Annotated in this window: 20 protein-coding genes; 11 read left to right on the top strand and 9 right to left on the bottom strand. The window is 56.5% G+C overall.

Annotated features, from left to right (window positions below):
* Nucleotides 1–4: 4 nt before the first annotated feature.
* Entirely contained in the window at nt 5–280 is a 276-nt protein-coding gene (locus ACXAF0_RS07490; RefSeq protein WP_475345264.1) for a hypothetical protein, read from the bottom strand.
* Nucleotides 281–367: 87 nt separating this feature from the next.
* The gene (locus ACXAF0_RS07485) at nt 368–1,183 is read right to left on the bottom strand and encodes a phage capsid protein (RefSeq protein ID WP_475345263.1); all 816 of its coding nucleotides are present in this window, start codon (nt 1,181–1,183) and stop codon (nt 368–370) included.
* A gap of 39 nt (nt 1,184–1,222) precedes the next feature.
* On the opposite strand from ACXAF0_RS07485, the gene ACXAF0_RS07480 reads away from it, so the two are divergent.
* Nucleotides 1,223–1,537, top strand: a complete 315-nt coding sequence (locus ACXAF0_RS07480) for a hypothetical protein (protein WP_475345262.1) — start codon at nt 1,223–1,225, stop codon at nt 1,535–1,537.
* A 6-nt stretch (nt 1,538–1,543) separates the two neighbouring features.
* Here the strand turns inward: ACXAF0_RS07480 and ACXAF0_RS07475 are convergent, their stop codons facing one another.
* Nucleotides 1,544–2,194, bottom strand: a complete 651-nt coding sequence (locus tag ACXAF0_RS07475) for a capsid assembly protein (RefSeq protein WP_475345261.1) — start codon at nt 2,192–2,194, stop codon at nt 1,544–1,546.
* 195 nt (nt 2,195–2,389) lie between these two features.
* On the opposite strand from ACXAF0_RS07475, the gene ACXAF0_RS07470 reads away from it, so the two are divergent.
* The gene (locus ACXAF0_RS07470; RefSeq protein WP_475345260.1) at nt 2,390–3,391 is read left to right on the top strand and encodes a DDE-type integrase/transposase/recombinase; all 1,002 of its coding nucleotides are present in this window, start codon (nt 2,390–2,392) and stop codon (nt 3,389–3,391) included.
* Here ACXAF0_RS07470 and ACXAF0_RS07465 read toward each other — a convergent pair.
* Genes ACXAF0_RS07465 through ACXAF0_RS07455 form a run of 3 tightly spaced genes read right to left on the bottom strand, consistent with a single transcriptional unit; the run spans nt 3,357 to nt 5,364 of the window.
* Complete coding sequence (locus ACXAF0_RS07465) at nt 3,357–3,602, bottom strand: Bbp19 family protein (protein ID WP_475345259.1); 246 nt, start codon at nt 3,600–3,602, stop codon at nt 3,357–3,359. The two genes, ACXAF0_RS07470 and ACXAF0_RS07465, sit on opposite strands and share 35 nt — an antisense overlap.
* Complete coding sequence (locus ACXAF0_RS07460) at nt 3,602–5,125, bottom strand: portal protein (protein WP_475345258.1); 1,524 nt, start codon at nt 5,123–5,125, stop codon at nt 3,602–3,604. Before ACXAF0_RS07460 ends, ACXAF0_RS07465 begins: the two co-directional genes overlap by 1 nt.
* Before the next feature lie 2 nt (nt 5,126–5,127).
* Nucleotides 5,128–5,364: a hypothetical protein gene (locus tag ACXAF0_RS07455; RefSeq protein ID WP_475345257.1), complete on the bottom strand. Its 237-nt coding sequence runs from the start codon at nt 5,362–5,364 to the stop codon at nt 5,128–5,130.
* A 141-nt stretch (nt 5,365–5,505) separates the two neighbouring features.
* Between ACXAF0_RS07455 and ACXAF0_RS07450 the strand changes: the two genes are divergently transcribed.
* Entirely contained in the window at nt 5,506–5,760 is a 255-nt protein-coding gene (locus tag ACXAF0_RS07450; protein ID WP_475345256.1) for a type II toxin-antitoxin system HicA family toxin, read from the top strand.
* Complete coding sequence (locus tag ACXAF0_RS07445) at nt 5,757–6,107, top strand: type II toxin-antitoxin system HicB family antitoxin (RefSeq protein WP_475345255.1); 351 nt, start codon at nt 5,757–5,759, stop codon at nt 6,105–6,107. The genes ACXAF0_RS07450 and ACXAF0_RS07445 overlap by 4 nt, the downstream gene beginning before the upstream one ends.
* Before the next feature lie 101 nt (nt 6,108–6,208).
* On the opposite strand, the gene ACXAF0_RS07440 is transcribed toward ACXAF0_RS07445, so the two are convergent.
* The 3 genes from ACXAF0_RS07440 to ACXAF0_RS07430 form a co-directional block, all read right to left on the bottom strand.
* Nucleotides 6,209–6,733, bottom strand: coding sequence for a hypothetical protein (locus ACXAF0_RS07440; protein ID WP_475345254.1), 525 nt, complete (start codon nt 6,731–6,733; stop codon nt 6,209–6,211).
* Nucleotides 6,721–7,161, bottom strand: coding sequence for a hypothetical protein (locus ACXAF0_RS07435; protein ID WP_475345253.1), 441 nt, complete (start codon nt 7,159–7,161; stop codon nt 6,721–6,723). The genes ACXAF0_RS07440 and ACXAF0_RS07435 overlap by 13 nt, the downstream gene beginning before the upstream one ends.
* Nucleotides 7,162–8,330: 1,169 nt before the next feature.
* Nucleotides 8,331–9,365: a LacI family DNA-binding transcriptional regulator gene (locus tag ACXAF0_RS07430; RefSeq protein ID WP_475345252.1), complete on the bottom strand. Its 1,035-nt coding sequence runs from the start codon at nt 9,363–9,365 to the stop codon at nt 8,331–8,333.
* A gap of 147 nt (nt 9,366–9,512) precedes the next feature.
* Between ACXAF0_RS07430 and ACXAF0_RS07425 the strand changes: the two genes are divergently transcribed.
* The 7 genes from ACXAF0_RS07425 to ACXAF0_RS07395 all read left to right on the top strand — a co-directional run bounded on the left by ACXAF0_RS07425 (nt 9,513) and on the right by ACXAF0_RS07395 (nt 16,278).
* The gene (locus tag ACXAF0_RS07425; protein WP_475345251.1) at nt 9,513–10,523 is read left to right on the top strand and encodes a TRAP transporter substrate-binding protein; all 1,011 of its coding nucleotides are present in this window, start codon (nt 9,513–9,515) and stop codon (nt 10,521–10,523) included.
* Between the two features lie 90 nt (nt 10,524–10,613).
* Complete coding sequence (locus tag ACXAF0_RS07420) at nt 10,614–11,192, top strand: TRAP transporter small permease (protein ID WP_475345250.1); 579 nt, start codon at nt 10,614–10,616, stop codon at nt 11,190–11,192.
* Complete coding sequence (locus ACXAF0_RS07415) at nt 11,189–12,466, top strand: TRAP transporter large permease (RefSeq protein WP_475345249.1); 1,278 nt, start codon at nt 11,189–11,191, stop codon at nt 12,464–12,466. Before ACXAF0_RS07420 ends, ACXAF0_RS07415 begins: the two co-directional genes overlap by 4 nt.
* Before the next feature lie 10 nt (nt 12,467–12,476).
* Nucleotides 12,477–13,016 carry a VOC family protein gene (locus tag ACXAF0_RS07410; RefSeq protein WP_475345248.1) on the top strand — a complete coding sequence of 180 codons (540 nt, stop codon included), beginning with the start codon at nt 12,477–12,479 and terminating at the stop codon, nt 13,014–13,016.
* A gap of 3 nt (nt 13,017–13,019) precedes the next feature.
* Nucleotides 13,020–14,291: a ribulose-bisphosphate carboxylase large subunit family protein gene (locus ACXAF0_RS07405; protein WP_475345247.1), complete on the top strand. Its 1,272-nt coding sequence runs from the start codon at nt 13,020–13,022 to the stop codon at nt 14,289–14,291.
* Between the two features lie 2 nt (nt 14,292–14,293).
* Nucleotides 14,294–15,595, top strand: a complete 1,302-nt coding sequence (locus ACXAF0_RS07400; protein WP_475345246.1) for a four-carbon acid sugar kinase family protein — start codon at nt 14,294–14,296, stop codon at nt 15,593–15,595.
* A 62-nt stretch (nt 15,596–15,657) separates the two neighbouring features.
* Entirely contained in the window at nt 15,658–16,278 is a 621-nt protein-coding gene (locus ACXAF0_RS07395) for a LexA family transcriptional regulator (protein WP_475345245.1), read from the top strand.
* Nucleotides 16,279–16,284: the final 6 nt, after the last annotated feature.

Here is a 16,284-nt window from a genome sequence, read left to right as displayed (position 1 = left end):
TGGATCAGTCGGTGTTTGAGGTGCCAATCGCCGTCATGTCGCGGACATCGACGCCGCCTGCACCTGCGCTTGCAACAACGAACAAGCCACCCGACATGGTGGCGTCGCGGTTGGTGTTGGCGATGATGAAATCGCCGACGCGCAGCATGTCGCGGGCATCAGAGAAATAGTCGGTGGTATCGACGTCAGCAGCAACGTCCGGGGTGATGTAGTGCCACAGCGTAAAGCCGTTGGCATAGGCCAGAACACTGAGGTTTCTGGCTTTGAAACCTTCTACCATTTCGGGCTCCTGTTTTGTTTTGAGCGTTTGGGTCGGGATCCCCGCCTGCGCGGGGACCTCGGGCCAAGGGTCGATCGTTTCTAGGCGCTACTCCTGCGCTTGCAGGCACACCACACCATCGCCATCAATAAGCGTTGCGCCCTGGCTCATGGAGTTATTGACAAAGTGCGCGGCGTGATCGCCATGCCAGGTGATGTCGGACTGCACCTCGGAGCCGATGGCATGGCCAATCGCAGTACGGTGATACCAGAAGCAAGACCGAATGCCGCTTGCCACCGGAAGGCCCGAATGAGGCATCCAAAGGGTGCCGAGCCAGCGTTTGGCTTGCGTTCCCTTCCACGGCAGATCCTCATCGCCGATATAATCAGATCGTGAAAATTCATCGATCAGAAGTAGCTCCGACCACTGTTTCCAGCCGACAATCGCGTAACGCTGTCCGTCATCGGGCACATCGCGATCGCCAAGGCCTTCGAACGCCATCATGACCTTATCAAGCGTCATGCCCTCGGTATTATCGGGCACGACATCATCGGCCCCGACCAGGGCATTAATGATCAGCTCGTCGGTTTTGCGGCCGAGCGCATAGGCCCCGGCATTGGCCAGAACCATTTTTTCATCATGGTTGATCTTGAGCTCATCGAGCGCATCAACCCAGTCCCCGGCATAGTAATCGCGCAGATCACAGCGCACCGCCTCGTGATCGACATTCATCACCGGCACCTTGCCATGGCGCGCCTTGGTGGTCGCCGTCCCCTTGCCGACCTTCTGGAACACCGTGGTCGCGCCCTTGATCGCGTTTTTCACCCGCACGGTGTTGCGAAGCTTTGATCCCATGCGTTGATAGGCCTGATGCACATCGGCCTGAAAATGGTCGATGAAGCTTTGATCAATCGTGGTTGTCATCGCTTTTTATCCCCTTGTTTCAGATATGAATTTTCCTGCATGCAGGCAGCCGCCGGGGTTCAATTGCAGCATTTGCCACAATTGCCCCAAACCCGGTCATTTTCCGGTCATTGTTCCGTGGTTAAAGAAACGCGTCTCATGTTGGGACACACGCTGGATTTGCCCCGACCTGTTGCACCCGACGGGCTTGCCTGTGCGTTACAAACAAGAAAAAGAGTGTCTGCCGTGAAGAAGTCGGTTTTGCTTGTTTTCAGCCTGATCGGGCTGGGAGTTGCGGGCTATTTCCTTTTGCCGCTGACCCCGATCCCCGATTATGTCCACGCGGTCATGGACCGTGCGGATCAACTGTTTTAGGTCAGGCTATTCCCCGGACAGGCGGGCAAAATCCGCCTGCACCTCGGCTACTAGTGTCGGATCCCGATCACGCCAATAGCGCGGATCATTCATCTTGCGCCGGATTTCGGACCGAAGACTGGTGTCCCCTGCCCCGCCATCCGCCTTGCCAAGGGCTGCCTCATTGCTCTGCGCCATCATGCGATGCATGGCCCGCACGCCATCGGCACTTTGACAGAGCGTTTCAAAGGCCGTCTCGGGCAGGTTTGCCTTGCCCCAGCTTTCAATTTTCGGCGCGAGCTTTTTCCAGCTTTCCGCCCCGCCAAACTCGGCCGCAAGTGCCGCGCGGTCCGTGGCGCGCTGTGCTGCCTGGTCAAGATCACCGAGAAGCGGTGACAGGACCTCACCCGCCAGATCATAGACCAACTGTGCCTGGGCGTTGCTGAAGCCGGCTTCATGCAGGCGCTGGTTCAGATCAGCGTCAATCTCGCCCATGCCTTCGGTCAACATGATTGCGTAGGCATCGGGCGTTTCGGGCACCCGTTCGGCAAGGGCAGCCGGATCAAGTGTGCTCTCCGGGGTCTCGTTGCCGGTATCTTCGGCCTCCGACGGTTCAGCCGTTTCCAGCACGTCAGATGCCGCGACTTCCGGCGGAAGAAGATCGGGTTCGGTGGTCATGCGAACACTCCGCTAAGTGGGTTAAACTTTGTTTGGAGTATGTGGCTCGGGTTCCCCGCCTGCGCGGGGATGACGGTGCGAAAAACATCTCATGGAACGAACGTCATTCCCGCGCAGGTGTTTTATTTCGGATGATTGGTTGTATGGTGATGGCGTAGTGAGAGGTATGACTTATCTCAAGGAGCGGGCTGTATCATGGACTTAAAGCTGCATGCTAATGCCACCACAACACCGCGGACACGAGCCTATATTCAAGCAAGCAGTGCTTCCATTGCTGAGCTGGCCCTGGAACTTGGCGTAAGCGAGACCACCGTCCGGCGATGGAAAGGACGTGCCGATGTTCATGACCTCTCGCATCGGCCAAAGCGCATCCAGACACACTTCACCGCCTGCGAGGAAGAAATCGCTGTTGAATTACGGTCCCTGATAGGCCTCTCCATCGACGATATTCTGGAGGTCATGCGTCGCTGTGTGCGGGCCGATATCTCACGTTCGTCTCTGCATCGCTGCCTTAAGCGCCATGGTATCTCTGGCAAGCCTGCTGTCCCTAAACAGGCTTCTCAGATTTTCGAGCCTGTGGCATTCGGCTATGTTCATGTCGACCTCAAGCATCTCACCCGGATCGGCGGAAAAACAGCCTACGTTTTTGTTGCCATCGAGAGGGTGACAAGTTTTGTTCATGTAGAGATCGTTCAGAAACGAAATGCTGAAACCATTGCTGTCTGCTTCGAGCATTTTCTGGAAGCCTTTAGCTATCCTGTTCACACCGTATTGACCGATAACGGTTCGGAATTCACCGACAGGTTTGGTGGTGCCTACTGGACAACCCGCACCAAAGGAACCGGGCAGCATGCTTTCGACAAAGTCTGTGCCGCACACGGCATCAAGCACAAGCTGACGCGGCCCTATCGACCACAAACAAATGGCAAAGTCGAGCGCTTCAACCGTCGCCTCGGCGAAGCCCTCTCAAACGCTCCTGCAAACGGAAAAAATGCAGGACGAAATCGTTTCGAAACTCACGCCGAGCGCAACGACTTTATAAAAACCTTCATCGACAATTATAACAGAACAAGATTGCGATCCCTTGGGTACAAGGCACCTCTTGAGGCACTTGCCAATCTCTCGGGACACAACACGCAGGCGGGAACCTCGCGCCGCACGCTCACTCTGTATTCGGGCCAGCCGCCAGCCGCTTGATCTGAAGCACCAACGCACGCTGCCCTTCGCGCATCCAGATCGCTGCATCGCTGGCCTCCGGGCCAAGCGCGGTGTGCAGGAAATGGCGCTCAAGATCGGCCAAAACCTGCACCCCGGCGTCACTGTCAAAGCAGGCCTGCCAGCGATCGATGCCGTCCTCGCTCAAGGCCTCATTTTCAGCGTCAAACCATTCCCATCCGTTCTCAACCATCACACCACCTCCGCGACTTCAGGCGGCAGGCTTGGCCGCAACAGATGGTCGGGCACGCCGAACTGATCGGCAAGCCAGCGGACCATCACGGGCAGATCGACCTCTGCCAATGCTTCGGGGCCAAGGGCGGCGATGCGTGAGAGCCAATCAAGCGCCTGCCCCGCCTGCACCCGTTTGGGCAACTGCGCCAAGGGGGCCGCATGACGCAGCACGACAACATCGCCGTCCAACGGGATGTCGGGAAGCTCGCCCGTTTGGGTCAGGATATAAAGTGCACGCCGGATCAGCGGGTACAGCAATTCCGCCTGCAACCGGCCATAGGTTGCGCCAAGAAGCCGTGCGTTTTCGGACGCACGTTCAAGCACCTCAGTCGCGGTCATGCCCGGTTGATCGGTCTGGCCCAACCGATCAGCCAGCAAGCACCGCCGAATGCGATCGCGCAGGTCTGAGAGCACCAAATCCGACACATCAAACCGACCGGGCGCCTCAAGCGGCTTGAGCCCGGCCGATCCCACCGCCTTCGGAATGATGCTGCCCGGCACAAGCCGGATGGTCGCAGGGTTCAGCACGCCATCGTCATCGGCCTGCCAAATCCCCGTGACAGCAATCGACGCGTTTTTCAGAACCAGTTCGACCACCTTGTTGGCGGTCTTGATATCGGGCAGCGCCTTCATCACCGGTGATCTGCCATAAATCTCGCCCGGCGCCTTCATCCAGCGAAAGGCGATATAGGGCGACACATCAAAGCGGTCGCGATAGATCAGATCATTTGTACTGGCATCGCCGTCTTCGCGAAAGACACACAGCTCATAACCGCTCTTGCCATCGGTTGCCGGAAGCACGGCCTCGATTACGGTGATGCGTTTGGGCGCGTCCGTCTCCCCCGTATCATCGGTCGCCATCGCTTTGGCACCGGGCCAGGTCGCGGTGATTTCGTCACGGGTCAGGGCCAGTTTGCGAAACACCGCATCCATCTTCCCATCCGATCGTTCTTCAAACGCCAGATCGCGTAACGGCACGGCGGTAAAACGCAAGGCAGACGGGCTGTGCAAATCGGCCTTCTCCAGGCGCAAGCACGCAGTCCCGGCCGTCACCAGATCCAAAAACGCCTGATGCATTTCGACCGCAAAGTTGGAGCGATCAAAATGCCCCTGCAAAATCCGAACGGCCCGACCAAGTTGCTCGGTCAAAACTTGCCGATCCGCATTGGCGACATTGCCGCCCGGCTCCAACTCAAACCAGCCACCACCCGGCGGGGTGATTTCGGCCATCAGGCTGGCAGCAAGCTGTTCGACTGCATCAGACGCGGTCGCGTCAAACACCCGGTCCAGGCGCTTGCCCCCGTTTGTCTGATGACTTGCCGCCGCATTGCGCTGTGGCAGGGCAAATTCATAGCAATCCTGCCAATGCGAGAGCCAATTGCGCCGGCGTTCCATCGCCTTTTGAAAACGGGCGCGAAGCTGGGTGATGTCTGCACCATCGGTTGCCTTGTCCGCAGGTACCGCCTTTTGCGATTTCGCCATGCCTATTCCCCCAACAGGTTCTTGCCGCCGCCCGCCCTGGCGATGCGATCACTCAACAGCCCCCGATGACTGGTGCTAATCAGGCTGGCGCGGCCATAACGGCGACGTTCAAGTGCCTCGGTCCGGGCCGTGCGTGCAGCATCTTCGGCACTGGTTTCGTCATCGGGTTTGGTGGCCGCGGGCGTTGAAACCGGCGGCGCAACACGTGCCGGTTTCGGCGTGGAAAACAGACTTCCCATCGGGGCCTCCGGTTTGTGAAGATCAATGTGTTTTTGAGCTTGCGGTTCGGAGTTCCCGTATCCGCACATAGCAACTAAAAACAGTTGCAATTCCCAGCGCTGCGCCTATACTGAACCCAGCATCAGAGGGCCAGAGCGAAAATGGGACGGGTCGACAAACTGATTGCCCGCTTCAAAAGCAGGCCCAAGGATTTTAGCTGGGATGAGCTTGTCCGGCTTTTGACCTCGCTTGGATATCGCGAGATTAAGACTGGAAAAAGCGGCGGCTCGCGACGCAAGTTCGTACACGACAGCGCACCGACCATTGCCCTTCATAAACCCCATCCTGGTAACATCGTGAAATCCTATGTGATTGATTATGTGCTTGAAACGCTGATCGAAGAGAAACTGATATGAGCAAGATGCTAGAATACAAAGGATACCTCGGGTCGGTCGATTTCAGCGAGGCGGACGAAGTGTTTCATGGCAAACTGGAATTCATCCGCGATCTTGTGACCTATGAGGGTACGGATGCCAAAAGCCTGAAAGCAGCCTTTCACGAAGCGGTTGACGATTATCTTGAACTTTGCACAGAAGAAGGCCGCGTCCCTGACACGCCACTTAAAGGCAGTTTCAATATCCGTCCCGGTCATGAGCTACACCGGCGCGCCATCCTTTTGGCAACACGGCGCGGGGTGAAGCTTAATAATGTCGTGACCGACGCCTTGCGCGACTATCTTGACCGCGAGGATGTTGTGGCCTGAACCACGCCCACCCCAAACGCAAAAACGCCCGCAAGGGGTAAAACCCTGCGGGCGCATCTGTGGCGTTGATTTGTCTCTTATGCCACATTAAATAGAACAAATCAAGAACATTTTTCAGAAAAAAACACATCCCCGATTTGATCACGCTCGATCCCCTGTTGCAGATGGCGATAAAGCTGCCAGGGGGTAATGATCCAGAAAGCCGAAATGCCCAGCAATCGCTTGACCAGCTCGACACAGCTCATCGGGCCAAACCGCACCTTGCGGGTGATGGTGGCCGGATAGGATGCCCAGATACAGTGATAGCCAAGCCCGCGATAATAGGCTGCCGGATCAAAGATCGGCGAGTAACACCAGCTTTCACAGCGCACCCGATGGCTTTGCGGATCAAGGCAGATCCATTCCCCCGCCCGCACCCCGGATACCAGTACAAAGCAATGGCGAAACCCCGGTTTGAGAACCCGCAGCAGGCGCTTTTCCGGCGCATCGGCAAACACCACAAGTACTGAAACCTCACGCCCGGTCGAGGACTGGTTGGTCCAATGATCCATCCACGGATCGGCGACATTTTGCCGCGTTTCCCCGGCAATCGGGGCGGCTTTGATCAGGTTTGTTACATCCCGCATGGCGACAAATCCCCACCCAGTTCCACGGCAACATCATCATGATGAAAGCTTTCATCACGCCCGCGTTTGACGATGCCGCGTGTGACCAGCACGTTTTCAAGGGCCTCCATGGCGTGACGCCACAAATCTCCCTTGCCCTTTTCGCGCGGATCGCGGGGATCGGGCTCACGTTCGACGAGGCCGAAATATTCCAGAACCTGCAAATGCCGATCGCCTAGAATACCGCCCTTTTTAAGGCGCATCACCGCGTTATAAACATCATCGGGGTCACACGGTCGGACCACCTCGCCCGCGTCGGCCACCACGCGCGCACCTTCGATCCGGGCCGTCTGACAGCGCACGAACCAGAACCATGCCTGCCGGGCACTGGAAAAAGGGGTGATGTCGCGCGCAGAGAGTGGTTTGGGAAAAAGTCGTTGTTCGGTCACGTCGCCCTCCTGCTAGGTAATGCCAGCTCAATCCACCGGGCCTGCAACCGCACCTTTAGCGCGCCATCACCGCGCCAAATCCAGAAAATGGATACAGCAATCCCGCCCGCGCATTTTGCAATGCACGCCGGTGCGATGAATGGTTTGTGATGTCCCCAAGGGCGTTTTCCGCCCGCGCCTATCAGCAGCTTTGACCGCCGCCTTGTCAGCCAACCTTAATCCGGCCCGACTTACTTCCAGATGCAATTCCGGTGTTGATATGCAAGCTATAATCCCTTTTTGTTCTCATTGTAAAGGATTAATTTCCTACTCAAAAGATGAGGCGATCCTGCCTGCATGGTCCCGCGCGGCGATCCAGATCCGATAACAGTTTGATTTTATGGCCTTTGCGCCCCGCCTTATGGCGGGTTTTCTCTGCCAAGACTTTCAAGGTGAGTTCGGCACCCTCAAATCGCGTTGAAGGTGCCGACTGCTTCAAAGATATTTAGAGACCAGAGAAGGGTCGAGTAAGTGGTGAAGTTGGCCTGTATTGAGAGTTACATACTGGGCCATACGCCTGCACCAAATCACGCTCTTCGTTACGTCTCGCGATCTCGCTGTAACTGGCGAGCTTTACCAACACAGCACAAGCTCCGTGCCAAGCCGCATCCTTCCACCTTGGATGCCTTATACCTGGTTGCCTGGATGATAAGTCACCCGTTTCTCCTACGTATAATGGACGTAAATTCTTATCCGCCAGAACGTAGATTGCCGGTTTGTTCACCCATTGGGTGTCAGGAGCAAACAAAAAAAACTTGTAGTATTGGCCCGAGGCCCCAGTTAGAATCTTATGTGCTGTCATTCCGATACCTTTCTGTAATGACATTGCAATTGCGTTTAGGGCTGCCCTCCGATCGCCAAATCCGGGGCAGCCCTTGCATTTTAACCCACTTGCGCTCAGCAACGAAGGTTTTTTCCTCATTAAATTTAACGCAATTCGAGAAAGTTTTCTGATTTCGAATCGGAACATCCAAACGCGACTTTAGCAGTTGAAATTGCTCTATTTCGTCGATGTTATTTGATAGCCACAGAGACAATGGGGGATTATTTTCCTATTCTCGAAGCTACCTGCAGCCGCCAAGCGACCGTAACTCAAGATCATTTTGCAGTCGGACTTAACCGACAATTGCTTATGGCAGGTTCTCCTTCACCACGACTTGCATGGTGAGCTTGGCAACGTCGTCGTCGGCATCCTGCCCATTGCGGAGGTTTTCAAAAATCCGCAGCACGTTTTGCACAATCACACCCGGGCTTTGGGTGATGACGACATCCATGATGTCTTCAAGCAAAAAGCGGCGCGTATCCGGGGTCAGGCCATGGCCGATAAAGATGATGTCACGTCCCCGGCCACTTTCACGCAGCGCACGCGCCACCCCGTCTGACGAACCGCCAACGTTATAAATCCCGACCAGATCGGGATATTCTTCGAGAAGCGATTTGGTGTGCAGATAGTTTTCACTGCGATCATCATGGCCTTCTCGGGCTGCCACCACGCGGATACCAGGAAAATCTTCCGCCATCAGCGACAGGAATCCCATTTCGCGTTCTTCATGGGCGCGATAGGTGCGGCTTGCGGCAATCATCGCCACCCGACCGCGAGCAGGCCCCATGAACCGGCCGAGCAAATAGCCAGCTGTCCGCCCAACTGCGCGGTTATCCAGCCCGACATAGGCCGCATGCGGCACACCGGAAATGTCCGACACCACGGTAATGATGTGTTTGCCGGCATCCTGAAGATCGGCCACGGTTTCACGCACGAGAGGATGATCAATCGCCATAAAGGCAATGCCATCGGCCTTTTCGCCGTGTTGACGGAGCGCTTCTGAGAGCAGTTGCGGATTGAAACTGTCGATGAAGTAGACGCGGGCGCGGATGTTATAGCCCGTTGTCGCCTCCGCCGCGGTTTTGATGCGATCACCCAGCAATTTGAGATACGGGTTGGTGCCCGATGGCAGCAAAAACACCACGCGCATCGGTTTGGGCCGGAAGACTTCATGGGTATCGGTTTCGGGCAGATAGCCAAGTTCGCTTGCGGCCTGAAGCACGCGTTTTGCCGTGCGTTCACGCACACCGGGGCGTTTGTTGAGCACCCGGTCGACCGTTGCCGGAGACACCCCGGAAAGGTCGGCAATATCCTTGATGATTGGTCCGCTCGTCTTTGGCATCGCACCCTCAAAAACATCAAAAAACATCATTTTATGATGTTTGATGAGGCAATATGTTTCACGTACTCTGGGATCATTCAAGGGAAAAGAACAACAACCAACGCCCGATATAGAATAAAACACACAGACCATCACGGGAGGAAACCAATGGTCATCCAGAGCAAGTTTCGCCATCTGGCGAGCACACTCGTCGCTGCTGCATCGCTTTCTGTTGTGGCGCATGCCGCTAGTGCACAGGAATATGAACTGAGCTACGGTCACATGAATTCGCCGACTTCTGTTGTCGGCATGCAGGCCGACTGGCTGGCCGAGGAAATCGCCAAAAACACCGATGGTGCGGTCAAGATCGACGTCTATCCGTCTTCCCAGCTTGGCAAGATTCAGGAACTCGCCGAAGGCGTTTCCATGGGGTCCATTGCCCTGTCGCACAACACGGCCGGTGCGCTGAGCTCGCTTTATGAAGATTTCGGCGTGCTTGATACCCCGTATCTGTATCGCGACTATGATCACCTGATGAATGTGGTTGATATCGACTCGCCCGTCATGGCCGAACTCAATCAGGGCCTGATTGAAAATACCGGCATGCGCGTGCTCTATGCGTTTTATTTCGGCACCCGTCAGCTGACCGCAAACATGGCGGTCAAAACCCCGGCTGATCTTTCCGGCGTTAAAATCCGCGCCATCCCGTCCCCGGTTTACCTGACCGCGGTCGAAGGCCTTGGTGCCGCCCCGGTTCCGGTTGACTGGTCGGAAGTGCCAACGGCGCTCGCCACCGGCATCGTTCAGGGCCAGGAAAACCCGGTCAACGTCGCCGTCGACCACAAACTTTATGACGTTCAGTCGCACATGATGCTGACCGGCCATATTTCAGCCGCCGAAATCGTCGTGATCAACGAAGACCTGTGGCAGAGCTTCCCTGATGACATCAAGGACGGCATCACCAAGGCGGCCGAAACGGTGCGCATGAAAGCGTCCCAGACGATCCTTGATAAAGAGGCAGGCGATCTTGCCAAGCTCAAAGAAGCCGGCATGACCATCATTGGCCCGGATGACGGCCTTGATGTTGCGGCCTTCCGCGCAGGCGTTGAAAAGCTCGTGCATGAGCGCTTCGACGACAAATATGGCAAATATTACGAGCAGATCTCTGCTGTAAAATAAGCAGGATCAATCGTTTTCGGGCGGCATCAGGGAACGACACGTTCAGGGATGCCGCCCGTTTTTTCCAAGCCTTTGTTTTCAGGTATCGTGATGCCGTACAGGAACTCCCCGATATATAAGGGGCTTGACCGGATATGCCGGGTTCTGACCGCCTTTTCCATGGTGATGCTGGCTTTGATGTCAGTCCTGGTGGTTGGTCAGGTGATCTTGCGCAATTTCTTTGATCTTGGCCTGCCCTGGGCGGATGAGCTGTCGCGCATTGCCAATATCGCGCTGGTGTTTTTCGCGGTCCCGGCACTTATGCTTCATAACCGCCACATCGCGATTGATTTGCTGTTCAGTGCGCTGGGCACGCGGGGCAAAGCGATCCTGCGTTTTGCCAATTACGCGCTGATTACCGTCTTTTCCGCGATCTTCCTGTTTGGTCTTTATAAATTTTTGATGCGTGCGGGCAAATTCACCACGCCTTCGCTTTCCATGCCCAATTATGCGGTCTATGCGCCGGTGGTGATCGCCATCGTATTGTTGCTGGCCGTTGCGCTTTATCGCCTGATTTCGCGCACCGAGACCGCCACGGAATATGACTCTGATGACGGCGGCAATGCGATTGCCGACGCAATTGAACAAGAAATGGCACAAAGCCAGCGCCCGGAGGATTCCCGCAAATGATGAGCGCGACCCTCCTTATCCTGTTTCTGAGTTTGATGATCATCCGCCTGCCGATTGCGGTCTGTCTTGGCCTGTCATCGGCGATTGTCATGATCCTGTTTAACCTGCCGATGACGGTTCTGGCCCAGCGCACGGTCAATGCGCTGGATTCCACCCCGCTTTTGGCGGTGCCGCTGTTTATTTTTGCCGCCAACCTTTTGAGCCTGTCGGGTGTCACCAACCATCTGTTCGAGCTTGTCCGCATGATGGTCGGCTGGATCCGGGGTGGCACCGCACAGGTCAGCGTTCTGGTCAGCCTGATCTTTTCGGGCGTGTCGGGGGCGGCCCTTGCTGATATCGGCGCCCTTGGGGCGGTTCAGATCAAGATGATGCGCAAGCAGGGCTATTCGGCCGAATTTGCATCGGGCATTACCATGGCGGCTGCCACCATTGGTCCAATCTTTCCGCCCAGCATTCCGATCATTATTTTCGCCTCTGTCGCCAATGTGTCCGCAGTCAAACTTCTGATTGCCGGTATTGTGCCAGCGGTTCTGATCACGGCCCTTTTGATGCTGCAGGTCGGCGTCATGGCACGCATCTATAAGCTGCCGCGCGACGAAGTGAAATTCAACATCGCCGCCTTTGCCCGCAAATTCTTGATTTCCCTGCCAGCCCTTGCTGCCCCGGTCATTCTGATTGGCGGTCTGGTATCGGGCTATTTCGGCCCGACGGAAGTGGCCGGTGTCACGGTCGCCTATGCCCTTTTTATCGGCAAATTTGTCTATCGCCAGCTTGATGTCAAACGCGTCCTGACGGCGGCGCGCGACAGTGTCGATGCCACGGGGAATGTGCTGTTTATCGTCGCGACCGCGGCCCTGTTTGCCTGGGTCCTGACCATGGATCGCCTGCCCGCAACGGCAAGTGAGTTCTTGCTGGGGCTTTCAAGCGAACCGCTGGTGCTGCTTCTGATCGTCAATGTGCTGTTGCTGGTGGTGGGCATGTTCCTGGAATCTATCGCCGCCATCCTGATCATTGCACCGATCATTACGCCCGCGATGACGGCGGCTGGTGTTGATCCGCTGCAGCTTGGCATTGTCTTTGTGCTTAACCTGATGATCGGTCTTCTGACACCGCCGGTTGGCATGAGCCTTTATATGGTCAGCATCATCGCCAAGATGCCGCTGCACCGGGTGATCCGTGGTGCGCTTCCCTTCCTGTTACCGCTGTTTTTGTCGCTGCTCGCAGTGACCTGCATACCGGCAATCTCTGTCTGGTTGCCCAACATTCTGGATTAAGTGAGGAACTATGAGCAGATTTCTTGGTGAAATTCGCCAGCTGGGTTACGTCGTGCCCGATATCGAGGCCGGCATGGAATATTGGTCGGAAACGATGGGTGTCGGCCCCTGGTACTACAACCCGAAAGTTCCGATCGAGGATTACCGCTATGACGGCCAATCCTATGAGGTCCATAACTCCGTGGCCCTTGCCAATTCCGGCTATGTCCAGGTCGAACTGATCCAGACGCGCAACGATGCGCCGTCGATGTATCGCGACTTCCAGCAAGCCGGTAATACCGGCCTGCAACATGTCGCCTATTGGACCGAAAAGTTCGATGACGACCTGGCGCTGATGGAAAGCAAGGGCTTTAACGTCAAGATGAGCGGCAAGGTCGGTGACAATGGGCGCTTTGTCTATTTCGACAAGGAAGACCATCCGGGCACCGTGATCGAGCTTTCCGAAGTTGTCGGTCCGAAAGGCCGCCTGTTCAAATCCATCTATGAAGCGTCTATCGACTGGGATGGCCGTGATCCGATCCGTCCATTCCCGTCGCTTTCGGAAATCTGAGCCATGGACCTGATCGAAGCCCGTTACCTGATCGAAACGCCGATGGACCCGGAAAAGATCGCTGGCATCATGGCCGGTGAACAAAGCAGCGGCACGTTTGTCCGCGTTGCCGGGGAAACCGACGAGCTGCGCGAACGTTGTGCGGCCCGCATTCTGGGCATTCGCGAACTGCCCCCGGCCAGCCACCCAAGCCTTACGAGTGCCTATCTCGAAGCGCGCGGGGTTAAGGGCCCCTATCGCCGGGCTGAAATCCGCATCGGCTTCCCGACGGGCAATATCGGGCGCAATCTGGCGACACTGGCCTCCACGGTTTCGGGCAATCTTTATGATCTGGGCGAGATCACCGGCCTTAAGCTGATTGATGTCACTGTGCCAAAGGCCTATCGCGATCTTTATGATTATCCGGTGGCCGGCACCAAGGGCACACGCGATCGCATGAATGTCCATGGCCGCCCGTTCTTTGGCACCATCATCAAACCGAACGTGGGCTTACGCAGCCACGAGATCGCCGATCTGGTCGATCAGTTGTGCGAGGCGGGTGTCGATTTCATCAAGGATGACGAAATTTGCGCCAACCCGGAATCTGCGCCATTGGCAGAACGCATTCCCGCCGTCATGGACCGGGTGCGCCGTTATCGCGACAAGACCGGTCGCGATGTGATGATTGCCTTTAACATCACCGATGAAACCGATGCCATGCGCCGCCATGCCGATCTGATCGAAAAGGAAGGCGGATCGTGCGCCATGGTCAGCATGAACTGGGCCGGTCTTTCCGCCCTTCAGACCTTGCGCAAATCAACAGACCTTGTCCTGCATGGGCATCGCAACGGATTTGGTGCGCTGTCACGTCATCCGCTGATCGGGATGAGCTTCCCGGCTTATCAGACGCTTTATCGTCTGACCGGGATGGATCACATGCATGTGCATGGCATGGGCGGCAAATTCTGTGACGAGGACAGCGAAGTCGCCGCCTCCGCCGAGCTGTGTGCCAAACCGCTGGCTGAGGGCAATGGCGATGAAGACCGCGTTCTGCCGGTCTTCTCGTCGGGTCAGTGGGCGGGCACGGTTCCGGCCACCCATGAGGCCGTCGGATCGGCTGATTTCATGTTCCTTGCCGGCGGCGGCATCCTTGCCCATCCGTCCGGGCCCGCAGCTGGCATCACCAGCCTGCGTCAGGCATGGGAAGCCTGCGAAGCCGGCATCAGCCTTGAAAAACATGCCAAGGACAACAAAGCCCTGGCCGAGGCGCTGTCATTTTACGGGGCGCGAGGCTGACGATGACCAAATTCATTTTCTGTGCCGATGATTTCACCGGGGCATCCGATACCCTTGCGACAGTGGCCCGTTCCGGGCTGTCTGCACGGCTGTATCTGAACGCCCCGCAATCCGAGGCCACAGAAAATGACACTGGTCACGGGTCCCAAAGTCTCGACGCCTTTGGGGTTGCAACGTCCCTTCGCGCTTTGGGGGTCGAAGACGGCGTTGTAACCATTTCTCCGCTGGCCGAACACATCAAATCGCCCGACTGCAACCTGTATCATTTCAAGGTCTGCTCGACCTTTGACAGTTCGCCCACCACCGGCAATATCGCCGCCATTACCGATCGCTATGCCAAGGCGGTTGGCGCGCCGTGGAAAGCCGTCATTGGCGGGCAACCATCCCTTAGGCGTTTTTGCCTGCTGGGCAACCTGTTTGCCGGGGCGGGTGATGGCAGAATTTATCGCATTGATCGCCACCCGGTCATGGCCCAGCACCCGGTAACACCGATGGATGAGGCTGACCTGTGCCGCCACCTTGCCAAGCAGGGCTGGGGCAATGTCGGCCTGATCGATTTCACCATCATCCGTAAGGGGCGCGCGGCCCTGGTCAATGAAATCCGCCGTCGCATTGCCGACGGCGAAACCGAAACACTGTTTGACGTGGCCGAGGAAACCGATCTTCTGACCATTGGCGAAGCACTGCGCGAAATTACCGCAGACATGCCGGTTCTCTGTGTCGGGGCCAGCAGCGTCGCACAGGCGATGTTCCCGTCCTTTGAGACGGCCAATGATCCCAAACCCAAACCAGGCCGGCGCGAAGGCCCGGTTTTTGCCTTTGCCGGCAGCCGATCCTCGTTGACCGCCGATCAGGTGGGGCAAGCCAAGGCCTATGAAAAACGGACTGTCCGCCCGACCGATCTTCTTGACCCCAAAACTAGCGAGAAGTTACGCGATGAATGCGTATCAATCCTTGCCTCAAACAAGAACCTTATGGTCGCGCTTTCTGATGAGCGCGACCCTGATATCGCAAGCCACGATCTGGCAAGCGCCAGTGCCGACTTCATCAGCCATATCAGCACCGAAATCGCCCTTGGCTTTCTACTGATTGCCGGTGGCGATACCTCAAGCCTTGCGGTTCAGAAATTGGGCATCGACAGCCTGTCCTTTGCCGCGGACTTTGATGCCGGTGCGCCGATCATTTGCGCCCATTCAACGCATCCCAAGCTTGATGGCATGCCGATGCTTTTAAAGGGCGGGCAGATGGGCAAACCGCCCCTGTTTGACAATATCGCTGCCCTGCCTGTTACCACCAAATCCTGATACAGCGATCAAGGAATTAATTCCTTCTTTCGTAATCGTCTTGCGTCCTGCTAGGATGCGCCATGATCCGACATCAACAAATTTGGGCCGCCCTTGACCAGATTGCCAAAGACCACGGTTTGACACCGTCGGGACTGGCACGGTTGGCGCAACTGGACCCCACCACATTCAACCGGTCCAAGCGCACCACGGCCCAGGGCAAGGCACGCTGGCCCTCGACCGAAAGCATTTCCAAGGTGCTTTCCGTCACCGATGTCAGTTTCCGTGAATTTTCTGAACTGGTCGATGGCAATGGCGCCGGACGCATTCCCGTCATCGGCTTTGCCCAGGCTGGCAATCGCGGCTTTTTCGATGATGCCGGATATCCGGTCGGGGGATCCTGGGAAGACATCACTTTTCCCGCCCTGCACGACCCGACTGCCTATGGTCTGCGCATTTCGGGGGAGTCGATGGCGCCGGTGTTTCGCGATGGGGATCTGATCATTGTCAGCCCGGCATCGAACATCCGCCCCAAGGACCGCGTCGTGGTTAAAACCATTGATGGCGAAGTCATGGCCAAGGAACTGGTAAGACGCGGCGCGCTGGGTGTGGAGCTGAAATCCTTCAATCCGGAATTCGAAGACCGCTTTGTTCCTGCTGATCAGATTGACTGGGTTGCCCGTATTTTATGGTGCAGCCAATAACCGCTG

The organism is Thalassospira sp. ABD4_177 (assembly GCF_056160125.1).
Note: the sequence above shows the minus strand (reverse complement) of the source record. Positions and strands in the feature narration are given on the sequence as shown.

Bases quoted from the DNA above. Each gene is read 5' to 3' on its own strand.
- ACXAF0_RS07490 (WP_475345264.1), bottom strand. From the start codon at position 280: ATGGTAGAAGGTTTCAAAGCCAGAAACCTCAGTGTTCTGGCCTATGCC.
- ACXAF0_RS07485 (WP_475345263.1), bottom strand. From the start codon at position 1,183: ATGACAACCACGATTGATCAAAGCTTCATCGACCATTTTCAGGCCGAT.
- ACXAF0_RS07480 (WP_475345262.1), top strand. From the start codon at position 1,223: ATGCAGGCAGCCGCCGGGGTTCAATTGCAGCATTTGCCACAATTGCCC.
- ACXAF0_RS07475 (WP_475345261.1), bottom strand. From the start codon at position 2,194: ATGACCACCGAACCCGATCTTCTTCCGCCGGAAGTCGCGGCATCTGAC.
- ACXAF0_RS07470 (WP_475345260.1), top strand. From the start codon at position 2,390: ATGGACTTAAAGCTGCATGCTAATGCCACCACAACACCGCGGACACGA.
- ACXAF0_RS07465 (WP_475345259.1), bottom strand. From the start codon at position 3,602: ATGGTTGAGAACGGATGGGAATGGTTTGACGCTGAAAATGAGGCCTTG.
- ACXAF0_RS07460 (WP_475345258.1), bottom strand. From the start codon at position 5,125: ATGGCGAAATCGCAAAAGGCGGTACCTGCGGACAAGGCAACCGATGGT.
- ACXAF0_RS07455 (WP_475345257.1), bottom strand. From the start codon at position 5,364: ATGGGAAGTCTGTTTTCCACGCCGAAACCGGCACGTGTTGCGCCGCCG.
- ACXAF0_RS07450 (WP_475345256.1), top strand. From the start codon at position 5,506: ATGGGACGGGTCGACAAACTGATTGCCCGCTTCAAAAGCAGGCCCAAG.
- ACXAF0_RS07445 (WP_475345255.1), top strand. From the start codon at position 5,757: ATGAGCAAGATGCTAGAATACAAAGGATACCTCGGGTCGGTCGATTTC.
- ACXAF0_RS07440 (WP_475345254.1), bottom strand. From the start codon at position 6,733: ATGCGGGATGTAACAAACCTGATCAAAGCCGCCCCGATTGCCGGGGAA.
- ACXAF0_RS07430 (WP_475345252.1), bottom strand. From the start codon at position 9,365: ATGCCAAAGACGAGCGGACCAATCATCAAGGATATTGCCGACCTTTCC.
- ACXAF0_RS07425 (WP_475345251.1), top strand. From the start codon at position 9,513: ATGGTCATCCAGAGCAAGTTTCGCCATCTGGCGAGCACACTCGTCGCT.
- ACXAF0_RS07420 (WP_475345250.1), top strand. From the start codon at position 10,614: ATGCCGTACAGGAACTCCCCGATATATAAGGGGCTTGACCGGATATGC.
- ACXAF0_RS07415 (WP_475345249.1), top strand. From the start codon at position 11,189: ATGATGAGCGCGACCCTCCTTATCCTGTTTCTGAGTTTGATGATCATC.
- ACXAF0_RS07410 (WP_475345248.1), top strand. From the start codon at position 12,477: ATGAGCAGATTTCTTGGTGAAATTCGCCAGCTGGGTTACGTCGTGCCC.
- ACXAF0_RS07405 (WP_475345247.1), top strand. From the start codon at position 13,020: ATGGACCTGATCGAAGCCCGTTACCTGATCGAAACGCCGATGGACCCG.
- ACXAF0_RS07400 (WP_475345246.1), top strand. From the start codon at position 14,294: ATGACCAAATTCATTTTCTGTGCCGATGATTTCACCGGGGCATCCGAT.
- ACXAF0_RS07395 (WP_475345245.1), top strand. From the start codon at position 15,658: ATGATCCGACATCAACAAATTTGGGCCGCCCTTGACCAGATTGCCAAA.